This is a genomic window from Stackebrandtia sp. (assembly GCF_035643755.1).
Taxonomy (GTDB): domain Bacteria; phylum Actinomycetota; class Actinomycetes; order Mycobacteriales; family Micromonosporaceae; genus Stackebrandtia.
The window spans coordinates 19,650-31,315 of record NZ_DASQPW010000030.1 but is presented as its reverse complement, the minus strand read 5'-3'; the positions used below and the strand labels follow the sequence as shown (position 1 = coordinate 31,315).

Genomic DNA, 11,666 nt, shown 5'->3' with positions numbered 1-11,666 from the left:
CGGTGGCGGGCACCGCGGTGGTGGGCGCGGCCCCGGGCGGCGGCGGGGTGAGCGGCTCGGGGGCGTCGGCGGGCTCGGGCGCCGCGGTCGGCTTGGGTTCCTCGTCCGGCATGGTCATGGCTGGCGGCTCACTTCACGATGGGTTCGGCGGTGAGGTCCAGGTAGAGCCACCACATCGCCAGCGCGAGGACGGTGAACACGGCGACCGAGAACGCGATGTAGGCCAGCCGTCGCGCCCGTAGGCAGCGCTTGGCGCCCAACAGGAACCCCTCGGAGGCGGCGATGTCGGAGCTCGCCTGCGCCGACAGCCGCAGGGCCAGCGCCGCCGGGATCACGCCGCCCAGAAACGGCGAGGTGATCACCGCGACGACGCTCAGGGTGAACGCCGCGGCCGCCTTGGTCGACGGCACCGGCTCGGGATCGCGGGGGTGCCGCGCGCCGGGGTGTCCGTTCGGATGCATGCAGACCATGATGCCCGTTGACCCCGCGCGCCCGGAGTGGGCCCATCAAAAACGCCCGGCCGGTCCCCCGTGTGCGGGACCGGCCGGGCGTCGACGTCGTCGGACTAGAACTGCCCGATGTCGAAGTCGTCCAACGGGACGGCGTTGGTGTTGGAGGATCCGAAGCCGAAGGCCGGAACCGGGTCCTCGTAGCCGCCCATGGAGTACACCCGGGCCTTGGCGTCCTCGGTGGGCTCGACCCGGACGTTGCGGTACTTGTTGATGCCCGTACCGGCCGGGATGAGCTTTCCGATGATGACGTTTTCCTTCAGACCGATCAGGGAGTCCGACTTGGCGTTGATCGCCGCGTCGGTCAGCACCTTGGTGGTCTCCTGGAAGGAGGCCGCGCTGAGCCACGAGTCGGTGGCCAGCGACGCCTTGGTGATGCCCATCAGCTGCGGACGGCCCGACGCGGGCTCGGCGCCCTCGGCGACGATGCGACGGTTCTCGTTCTCGAACACCACCCGGTCGACGAGCGACCCGGGCAGGAACTCCGTGGTGCCGGAGTCGATGATCGTGACCCGCTTCAGCATCTGGCGGACGATGATCTCGATGTGCTTGTCGTGGATGAGCACGCCCTGCGAGCGGTACACGTCCTGCACCTGGTCCACCAGGTGCGACTGCACCTGGCGCGGACCCAGCACGCGCAGCAGCTCGTGCGGGTCGATGGTGCCCTCGGTGAGCTTCTCGCCGACGTCGACGTGGTCGCCGTCGTGGGCCCGCAGCCGGGTCCGGCGCGACAGCTTGTCCAGCACGATCTCGTCGCCGCCGTCGTCGGGCGTGATGATGATCTTGCGGGACTTGTCGGCGTCCTCGATGCGGACGGTGCCGGCGGCCTCGGCGATCGGCGCCTTCCCCTTGGGGATACGCGCCTCGAAGATCTCCTGGACACGCGGCAGACCCTGCGTGATGTCGTCCCCGGCCACACCACCGGTGTGGAAGGTACGCATCGTCAGCTGGGTGCCGGGCTCACCGATGGACTGCGCCGCGATGATGCCGACGGCCTCGCCCATGTCCACCTTCTGGCCGGTCGGCATGGACCGTCCATAGCAGGCGGCACACACGCCCAGCTGCGACTCGCAGGTGAGCACGCTGCGCACCCGCGCGTCCCTGACGCCGGCTTCCACCAGCGTCTGGATGTGCGTCTCGGTCAGGTCGGTGCCCTCGGCGACCAGCAGCTTGCCCTTGGCGTCCTTGATGTCCTCGGCCAGGGTGCGCGCGACCACCGAGGTCTCGGCGTTCTCGTGCGCCGCGTTCGCGCCGTCGATGTCGACCGAGACCGGCATCCGCACGGCACGCTCGGTGCCGCAGTCCTCGTCGCGGACGATGACGTCCTGGGACACGTCCACCAGACGCCGGGTCAGGTAACCGGAGTCGGCGGTACGCAGCGCGGTGTCGGCCAGGCCCTTTCGGGAACCGTGGGTGGAGATGAAGTACTCCAGCACCGTCAGGCCCTCGCGGTACGAGGACTTGATGGGGCGCGGGATGATCTCGCCCTTCGGGTTGGCCACCAGGCCGCGGATCGCGGCGATCTGACGCAGCTGAAGCATGTTGCCTCGGGCGCCGGAGTTGATCATCTGCCACAGCGGGTTCTCCTGGGGCAGGTCGGTGTCCAGCTCCTTGGCGATCTCGTTGGTCGCCTTGGTCCAGATCTCGATCAGCTCGCCGCGCCGCTCCTCGGCGGTCATCAGACCGCGCAGGTACTGCTTCTCGATGCGGTCGGCGTCCTTCTCGTGACGCTCCAGGATGGACTGCTTGGCCTTCGGCCCGACGACGTCGGCGAAGCCGATGGTCACGCCCGACCAGGTGGCCCAGTGGAAACCGGCCGCCTTCAACGCGTCCAGGGAGGCACCCAGCTGCACCTTGGTGTAGCTCTCGGCCAGGTCGTTGACGATCTCCGACAACTGTCCCTTGCGGACCTCGAAGTTGATGTAGCGGTAGTCCACCGGCAGGGTCTCGTTGAAGATGACCCGGCCCAGGGTGGTCTGGATCGACACGATCTTGTCGAGGCCGCCCTCGGGGACCTCGGTGGGACCGTCGCCGTTGTCCATGGTGACGACGCCCTCGACCCGGATGGTCACCGGCGCCTGCAGGTGCAGCTCGCCGCGGTCGTAGGCCATCCACGCCTCCGACACCGAGGAGAAGGCGCGGCCCTCGCCGGGCATGCCCTCGCGGTGGTGCGTCAGGTGGTACAGGCCGATGATCATGTCCTGGGTGGGCATGGTGACCGGTCGGCCGTCGGACGGCTTGAGGATGTTGTTGGCCGACAGCATCAGGATGCGCGCCTCGGCCTGCGACTCGGTGGACAGCGGCACGTGGACCGCCATCTGGTCACCGTCGAAGTCGGCGTTGAACGCGGTGCACACCAGGGGGTGGATCTGGATGGCCTTGCCCTCCACCAGCTGCGGCTCGAACGCCTGGATGCCCAGGCGGTGCAGGGTGGGGGCGCGGTTCAGCAGCACCGGGTGCTCGGTGATGACCTCTTCCAGCACGTCCCACACGGCGGGGCGGGCCCGCTCCACCATCCGCTTGGCGGACTTGATGTTCTGGGCGTGGTTGAGGTCCACCAGCCGCTTCATCACGAAGGGCTTGAACAGCTCCAGCGCCATCTGCTTGGGCAGGCCGCACTGGTGCAGCTTGAGCTGCGGGCCCACCACGATCACCGAACGGCCCGAGTAGTCGACCCGCTTGCCCAGCAGGTTCTGACGGAACCGGCCCTGCTTGCCCTTCAGCATGTCCGAAAGGGACTTCAGGGGGCGGTTACCGGGGCCGGTCACCGGGCGTCCGCGGCGGCCGTTGTCGAACAGCGCGTCCACCGACTCCTGCAGCATCCGCTTCTCGTTGGCGACGATGATCTCGGGCGCGCCGAGGTCGATGAGCCGCTTGAGGCGGTTGTTGCGGTTGATGACCCGGCGGTACAGGTCGTTGAGGTCGCTGGTGGCGAAGCGGCCACCGTCCAGCTGCACCATGGGGCGCAGCTCCGGCGGGATCACCGGGACGCAGTCCAGCACCATGCCCATCGGGTTGGAGCCGTTGGTCGCGAACGGCGCCACCACCTTCAGGCGCTTCAGGGCGCGGATCTTCTTCTGGCCCTTGCCGTTGGCGATGGTGTCGCGCAGGTTCTCCAGCTCGGCGACGATGTCCAGGTTGGACAGCAGGGCCTTGACGGCCTCGGCGCCCATCGAGCCCTCGAAGTACTCGCCGAAGCGGTCGTGCAGCTCGCGGAACAGCATCTCGTCGCCGATCAGCTGCTTGGGCTCCAGCTTGCGGAAGGTCTCGATGACCTCCTCGAGCCGGTCGATCTCGCGCTGCGCCCTGTCGCGGAGCTGGCGCATCTCGCGCTCGCCGCCGTCCTTGACCTTGCGGCGGACGTCGGCCTTGGCGCCCTCGGCCTCCAGCTCGGCCAGGTCGGCCTCCAGCTTGGAGGCCCGCTTCTCCACCTCGGCGTCGCGGGCGTTCTCCAGCTGGCGCTTTTCCGCGGCGATCTCGTTCTCCACGGTCGGCAGGTCGCGGTGCCGGGCGTCGGTGTCCACGGAGGTCACGACGTAGGCGGCGAAGTAAATGATCTTTTCCAGGTCCTTGGGCGCGATGTCCAGCAGGTAGCCCAGCCGGGAGGGAACGCCCTTGAAGTACCAGATGTGCGTGACGGCGGCGGCCAGCTCGATGTGGCCCATGCGCTCGCGGCGCACCTTGGAGCGGGTCACCTCGACGCCGCAGCGCTCGCAGATGATGCCCTTGAACCGGATGCGCTTGTACTTACCGCAGTAGCACTCCCAGTCCCGGGTCGGGCCGAAGATCTTCTCGCAGAAGAGGCCGTCCTTTTCGGGCTTCAGGGTGCGGTAGTTGATGGTTTCGGGTTTCTTGACCTCGCCATGCGACCACTGACGAATGTCCTCGGCCGTGGCCAGGCCGATGCGCAGCTCGTCGAAGAAGTTGACGTCAAGCACGTTGCTTTTCCCCTCGTGGACTCGTTCTAGGGATTCCAATTGATGCCTTCGTGGATATGGACGGCGCGGGTGCGCTGGCGCCCGCGCCGTCGTGCCTTACGCTCCTTCGAGGTCGACGCTGCTCGGCTCGTGGCGCGACAGGTCGATTCCCAGTTCTTCGGCCGCCCGGAACACCTCGTCGTCGCTGTCCCGCAGCTCGACGGCGGTGCCGTCGCTCGACAGGACCTCGACGTTGAGGCACAGCGACTGCAGCTCCTTGAGCAACACCTTGAACGACTCGGGGATACCCGGTTCGGGGATGTTCTCGCCCTTGACGACCGCCTCGTAGACCTTGACGCGGCCGAGGATGTCGTCGGACTTGATGGTCAACAGCTCCTGCAGCGCGTAGGACGCGCCGTAGGCCTGCATCGCCCAACACTCCATCTCGCCGAACCGCTGGCCACCGAACTGGGCCTTACCGCCCAGGGGCTGCTGCGTGATCATCGAGTACGGACCGGTGGAACGCGCGTGGATCTTGTCGTCGACCAGGTGGTTGAGCTTCAGGATGTACATGTAGCCCACCGAGATCGCCCCGGGGAACGGCTCCCCGGTGCGGCCGTCGAACAGCGGTGCCTTGCCGTCCGCGCCGACCATGCGCTCGCCGTCGCGGTTGGGCCGCGCCGACTTCAGCAGGCCGGTGATCTCCTCCAGGTGCACGCCGTCGAAGACGGGGGTGGCCACGGTCGAGTCGGACGGCGCGGAGTCCGCGCCGATCGCCTTCAGCGACTTCTCCCATTCCTCGGCGTCGCCGTCCAGCTGCCAGCCGCACTTGGCGATCCAGCCCAGATGCAGCTCCAGTACCTGGCCGATGTTCATTCGGCCCGGCACACCCAGCGGGTTGAGCACCACGTCGACCGGGGTGCCGTCCGGCAGGAACGGCATGTCCTCGGCGGGCACGATCTTGGAGATCACGCCCTTGTTGCCGTGGCGGCCGGCCAGCTTGTCGCCGTCGGAGATCTTGCGCTTCTGGGCGATGTACACCCGCACCAGCTCGTTGACGCCGGGCGACAGCTCGTCGCCGTCGTCGCGGCTGAACGTGCGCACGCCGATCACGGTTCCGGCCTCGCCGTGCGGCACCTTCAGGGAGGTGTCGCGGACCTCGCGGGCCTTCTCACCGAAGATGGCGCGCAGCAGGCGCTCCTCCGGGGTCAGCTCGGTCTCGCCCTTGGGGGTGACCTTGCCGACCAGGATGTCGCCGTCGCGGACCTCGGCGCCGATCCGGATGATGCCGCGTTCGTCCAGATCGGACAGCATCTCCTCGGAGACGTTCGGGATCTCCCGGGTGATCTCCTCCGGACCCAGCTTCGTGTCGCGGGCATCGACCTCGTGCTCGTCGATGTGGATGGACGTCAGGACGTCCTCCTGGACCAGCCGCGAGGACAGGATGATCGCGTCCTCGTAGTTCTGGCCCTCCCACGGCATGAAGGCCACCAGCAGGTTCTTGCCGAGCGCCATCTCGCCCTCGTCGCTGCAGGGACCGTCGGCCATCACCTGGCCGGCCTCGACCCGGTCGCCTTCCTCGATGACCGGGATCTGGTTGACGCAGGTGCCGTTGTTGGAACGGTGGAACTTGTGCATCAGGTAGGTGCGGCGGTAACCGTCGTCCTGGTGAACGGTGATGTAGTCGGCCGAGACGTCCTCGGCGACCCCGCCGACCTCGGCGACGACCACGTCACCGGCGTCCACGGCGGCGCGGTACTCCATGCCGGTGCCCACGAACGGCCGCTCGGTCTTGATGAGCGGCACGGCCTGGCGCTGCATGTTCGCGCCCATCAGGGCGCGGTTGGCGTCGTCGTGCTCCAGGAACGGCACCATGGCGGTGGCCACGGAGGTCATCTGCCGCGGCGAGACGTCCATGTAGTCGACGGCCGAACCGGCGACCAGCTCCATCTCGCCGCCCTTGCGGCGCACCAGGACCCGGTCCTCCGCGAAGGTGGCGTCCGGGTTCAGCGCCGTGTTGGCCTGGGCGATGACGTGCCGGTCCTCCTCGTCGGCGGTGAGGTACTCGACGGCGTCGGTGACCTTGCCGTCGGTCACCTTGCGGTACGGGGTCTCGATGAAGCCGAACGGGTTGACCCGCGCGAAGGTCGCCAACGCGCCGATCAGGCCGATGTTCGGGCCCTCGGGAGTCTCGATCGGGCACATCCGGCCGTAGTGGGACGGGTGCACGTCGCGGACGTCCATGCCGGCGCGGTCGCGGGACAGACCACCCGGGCCCAGCGCCGACAGGCGCCGCCGGTGGGTGAGGCCCGCGATCGGGTTCACCTGGTCCATGAACTGCGACAGCTGCGAGGTGCCGAAGAACTCCTTGATCGCCGCCACCACCGGGCGGATGTTGATCAGGGTCTGTGGCGTGATCGCCTCGACGTCCTGGGTCGTCATCCGTTCCCGGACGACACGCTCCATACGCGACAGACCGACCCGCACCTGGTTCTGGATCAGCTCGCCGACGGTACGCAGCCGACGGTTACCGAAGTGGTCGATGTCGTCGCGGTCGTACCCGTCCTCGCCGTTTTGCAGGCGGCACAGGTACTCCATGGTCGCGATCAGGTCGGCCTCGGTCAGCACGCCGGTGCCGATCGGGGTGGACAGCCCGAACTTCTTGTTCACCTTGTAGCGGCCGACCTTCGCCAGGTCGTAGCGCTTCGGGTTGAAGAAGAGGTTGTCCAGCAGCGTCTCGGCGTTCTCCTTCGTCGGAGGCTCGCCGGGGCGCAGCTTGCGGTAGATGTCCAGCAGGGCCTCGTCCTGGCTGGCGATGTGGTCCTTCTCCAGCGTCGCCATCATGATCTCGGACCAGCCGAAACGCTCGCGGATCTGGTCGGAGCTCCAGCCGATGGCCTTGAGCAGGACGGTCACCGCCTGGCGGCGCTTGCGGTCGATGCGGACACCGACGGTCTCGCGCTTGTCGATGTCGAACTCGAGCCAGGCCCCGCGGCCCGGGATCACCCGGACGCTGGCCAGGTCCCGGTCGGAGGTCTTGTCGGGCTGCTTGTCGAAGTAGACGCCCGGCGAACGCACCAGCTGAGACACGACGACACGCTCGGTGCCGTTGATGATGAAGGTGCCCTTCGGCGTCATCATCGGGAAGTCACCCATGAACACCGTCTGGCTCTTGATCTCGCCGGTGGTGTGGTTAATGAATTCCGCGGTGACGAACAGAGGGGCGCAATATGTGAGGTCCTTCTCTTTACATTCCTCGATGGGTGCCTTCACCTCATCGAAGCGGGGATTGGAGAAGGACAGCGACATCGTGCCCGAGAAGTCTTCGATCGGGCTGATTTCCTCGAGGATGTCGTCCAGGCCACAGGTGGCCCCCTCGTCCGAGCGGGCGCGGTAAGCGTCGTTACCCACCAGCCAGTCGAAGGAGTCGGTCTGCAGTGCCAGGAGGTTGGGCACCTCGAGATGTTCGGTAATCCTCCCGAATGAAATGCGTTCGGGTGCGAATGCGCTCTGAGTAGTACTGGTCTTCGCAGGGCGGGAAGAAGCTGCCAAGATTCGTCCTTCCGAGGACCTAAAGTTAAGACGGCCGTTGTCACGCCACTTCCCCCCATTCCCGAACGCATGATCGACACCGTCCGATGCGGAGACTGAGCCCTGAGTAAGGGCAAACTACCCCGTCACTGACTGCGGTCATGCTAAAGAGGGCGCGAGAAGGCAGCGCAAACTAGCAGTGTAGCCGAAGCTGACAGCTTCGTCCACCCACCCCCGATATTTGATTTCTTCCCACCCGGCCCCACCATGCCGCGAGGCGAAGTCCTTTGCGCCGCCTGGGAAACAGGATGCCCGAGGACACACGTTCCGTCAAGAGTTACGCCGAAATTCGGCACAACGCGGCCACCAGCCGACTACGGAACCTCGACGAGGGGTTTCAGGGCCCCGGCGATGTCCGAGACTTCGGAGAGCCGCCCGTCCGCCACCGCCATGGTCAGGTCAAACACCTGATCATTGTCGGCAAGGACCTTCGCGTTGTTGATGACGAGGAACGTGTACGCCGCCAGCCACGCCAGCCTCTTGTTGCCATCGATGAGCGGATGGAATCGCGCGATGGAATGCATCAGAGCCGCGGCCTTGTCCAGCAGCGTGGGATATTGCTCGGCGCCGAACAGTGCCGTCGCGGGCCGCTCGGCCGCCGAGGCCAGCAACCCTGGCTCGCGCAGCAATGGCTTGGCGCCGATGGCGTTTTCGGCGACGATGAGGAGTTGCTCCAGGGTCAGGTACCGGGTGGGGTTCACACCTTGCCCAACTTGTCCAGGGCCTCGGCGTAACGGTTCGCTCCTTCGCGTGAGACCAGCATCACGGCACGGTCCATGCCGTGCCGCTGAATGTACTCGTCCACCGCGTTCACGATGAAGCTCTGCATGGTGCGGTGTTCGGCCTCGGCCAACTCGCGCGCCTTCTGGTCAAGGTCGTCGGGAAGTCTGATCGTCATAGGCATACCAAAAACGTACCACTTTGATACCAGGATGACTAGAGGATCGCTACTTCGCGTTGGCGTTGGCGGCCTTCCAGCCGTCGCCCACCTGCACCATGCACAGTTCGACGCGGCTGGAGCTGTCCTTGGTGCCGTCGATGTTGTCGTTGCGCGTGTACTGCTCGACGAACGCCAGCACGCGGACGCCGTCGGAGTACTCCTTGCCGCCCTTGGTGGAGCAGGTGGTGTCGTCCTCGACGATGCCGATGTCCACCACGTCCGCCTCGACGCGGGCGCGCAGCTTCACGACCTGGGTCTTGAGGCCCTTGGTGGTCTCGACGTAGTCCTTGGCGTACTTGCCGACCGCGTGGGACTCGCCGTTCTTCACCGAGTCGTCGAAGTGGCGGTAGTCGTAGGAGAAAATCGCCGACGCGGCGGCCTTGGCCGAGCGGGTGGCGTCGTCCAGGCGCGACGATGTGGTCGCGGTGTCGCTGGAGACCCAGGCGCCCCACACGGCAACGCCCGCCAGCACCACCATGACCGCGGCGACGGGCGCCAGGCGCTTGGCGATGGCGGTCCAGTCGAGGCCCCGGGAGAATCGCTTGCGCCGGGCGGCCTGGTCGATGCGGCGCGCCGCCGGGGACGGGCGCCGGCCCGGAGAGGGGCGCGGCGAGGGCCGCTTCGGGGCCGTCTTGGTCTTGGATGCCGGGCGCTCGGCGGTCTTGGTGGCCGCGGTCGACGACTTCGCCGACTTGCCGCCGTCGGCGGGCTTCTTGGACTCCGCCGCGGATTCGACGGCCTCGTCGGGCTCGTGACGGACGGTGCGCCGCGCGGAGGCGCCGGAGCGGTCGCGCAGCTTGCGGGAGACGTAGCCGCTCATCAGTGCATCACCATCTTCGCGATCCGCCAGTTTCCGTCCACGGAGGCCAGTGTGGCCTTGATGCGGAAGTGGTTCTTCACGGGATCGGGGTAGCCGTCCTTGTCCTTGTCGGCCTTCTTCGCGGCGGCGGTGGCCTTCCTGTCCTGCTTCTTGTCGCCGGTCTTGGCCTGGTCGCCGATCTTGGTGGTGAACTTGGTGGTGGTGTCGACCGCCAGGATCACCGTCGCCTTGGAGGCGTCGCCCTTGACGTAGGCGACGTTGAGGATCTCGGAGGTGCGGTGGGCCCCGGAGTTGAGCACCGACTGCTTGACCCGGTCCTCGCCCTTCTTCCACTGGTCGGAGAAGTCGCCGGTGGACACCTTCTCGACGCTGGCCAGGTCGTCGTCGATGGTCGACGGCGAGATCGTCATGATCTTCGTGACGATGTCGCGCCCGGCGTCCAGCGCCCCGTCGCGGGCGGAACCGGCCTGGGCGTTGCCCCACCAGCTCCAGCCGAAGTACAGCACGGCGGCGGTCGCCAGCAGGGTGATCACCGCCAGCACCGCGGTCGCCGCGGGCATCAGCGTCTTCTTCACGTCGCTGCCCTCCTGTCGCCGAGCGCTCATGAGGTGAGTCCGTTCAGGATCAATTGTTTCCAGGATTCGCTTCCGGCGAGCTCGTATTGGCCCCCGGTGGCGTCGAACTGTACTGGCTTACCGTCACTGTCCACCAACAATCCGGTCAAGGGGTCGTAACCAAACTGCGACAGATCCTCGCTGGAGTCGGAGCCCGAGCCCGAGCCGCCCGAGGAGTGGTCGCTCTTGGAGGACCCGTCGGCCGGCAGCGGCACCGGCACGATCGGCGGGCCGGTCGGCCCGGGGGCGTTCTGCCAGCCGCGGGTCGAGGCACCGGCCGCCTTCTGGCCGTCGGTGCAGTGATAGCCGGTGTCGCCGTCGGCGTAGACGCACGGGGGCGGGTTGTCGAAGTTGGTCACCAGGCCGAAGTGCACCGTGCTGTCGCCGGGGGTGACGGTGAAGCCGCCGGACACCACCATCGGGTAGGTCACCAGCAGCATCTTCAGGTTGGGGATCCGGCGCGCGGCCACCCCGTTGACCGAGATCATGTTGCCCAGCAGGCTACCCAGGTCCGGGTCGAGGTCCTGGATCAGGCCGGTCATCTTCTTGGTGGACTCCGGCGTGGTGTTGATGAGCTTGCGCAGATCGGAGTCGGAGTTCTTCACCGTGGTGGTGAGCTTGGCCAGCTTGTCGGCCCAGTTGCGGATCGCGCTGGCCGAGGCGTTCTGGGTCTCCAGCACGGTTTCGCTGGCGCGCAACAACTCCACCGTCTGCGGCATGTGGTCGGCGGCCCCGTCGATCAGCTTCTGGGTGGCGTCGAGCATCTTGTCCAGGGCGTCCTCGTTGCCCTCGAAGGCGTCGCCGAGCTCGTTGATGACGACCTTGACGTCGTCGGGGTCCAGCGAGGTCAGCAGCTGGTTCAAGTTGGCCAGCAGGGTCTCCATGGGCAGCGGCAGCGCCACGTCGGAGAGCTTGTCGCCGTTGGCGAGGTACGGGCCGTCGCTCGTGGCGGGGCGCAGGTCGACGTACTGCTCGCCCACGGCGGAGCGCTGCGCCACCACGACCTTGGAGTTCTTGGGGATCTTCACGTCCGATTCGATGTGCAGCTCGAGGCGGGCGCCCTTGCCGTGCACGGTGACGTCGCCGACCCGGCCCACCGGGACGCCCCGGTAGGCGACCGCGGCGTGCTCGTAGGCGCCGCCGGTGGCCTTGGCGTCGACGTACACCGTGTAGGACTGGTCGAACCAGCCCAGGTACTTGATGCCCACGAACGACACGCCCAACAGCGTGATCAGGACGAAGATGCCGATCTGGAAGCGGAGTTTCCGGCTCACC

General features: G+C 67.1%; 8 protein-coding genes. All 8 read right to left on the bottom strand.

Annotated features, from left to right (window positions below; all coding sequences use genetic code 11):
• Positions 1 to 128: 128 nt before the first annotated feature.
• Entirely contained in the window at positions 129 to 461 is a 333-nt protein-coding gene (locus VE172_RS02440; RefSeq protein WP_324796646.1) for a hypothetical protein, read from the bottom strand.
• A gap of 104 nt (positions 462 to 565) precedes the next feature.
• Entirely contained in the window at positions 566 to 4,447 is a 3,882-nt protein-coding gene (locus VE172_RS02435) for a DNA-directed RNA polymerase subunit beta' (protein ID WP_324796643.1), read from the bottom strand.
• Between the two features lie 96 nt (positions 4,448 to 4,543).
• Positions 4,544 to 7,978, bottom strand: coding sequence for a DNA-directed RNA polymerase subunit beta (gene rpoB / locus VE172_RS02430; protein WP_324796640.1), 3,435 nt, complete (start codon positions 7,976 to 7,978; stop codon positions 4,544 to 4,546).
• Positions 7,979 to 8,331: 353 nt separating this feature from the next.
• Positions 8,332 to 8,718 carry a type II toxin-antitoxin system death-on-curing family toxin gene (locus VE172_RS02425; RefSeq protein WP_324796637.1) on the bottom strand — a complete coding sequence of 129 codons (387 nt, stop codon included), beginning with the start codon at positions 8,716 to 8,718 and terminating at the stop codon, positions 8,332 to 8,334.
• On the bottom strand, positions 8,715 to 8,915 hold the full coding sequence (locus VE172_RS02420) for an Arc family DNA-binding protein (protein WP_324796635.1): 201 nt from the start codon (positions 8,913 to 8,915) through the stop codon (positions 8,715 to 8,717). Before VE172_RS02420 ends, VE172_RS02425 begins: the two co-directional genes overlap by 4 nt.
• Positions 8,916 to 8,964: 49 nt before the next feature.
• Positions 8,965 to 9,777 carry a hypothetical protein gene (locus VE172_RS02415; protein WP_324796632.1) on the bottom strand — a complete coding sequence of 271 codons (813 nt, stop codon included), beginning with the start codon at positions 9,775 to 9,777 and terminating at the stop codon, positions 8,965 to 8,967.
• Positions 9,777 to 10,382, bottom strand: coding sequence for a hypothetical protein (locus tag VE172_RS02410; protein ID WP_324796629.1), 606 nt, complete (start codon positions 10,380 to 10,382; stop codon positions 9,777 to 9,779). The genes VE172_RS02415 and VE172_RS02410 overlap by 1 nt, the downstream gene beginning before the upstream one ends.
• A complete protein-coding gene (locus VE172_RS02405; RefSeq protein WP_324796626.1) occupies positions 10,379 to 11,665 on the bottom strand; it encodes an MlaD family protein in 1,287 nt (428 codons plus the stop codon). The genes VE172_RS02410 and VE172_RS02405 overlap by 4 nt, the downstream gene beginning before the upstream one ends.
• Between the last annotated feature and the right edge of the window lies 1 nt (position 11,666).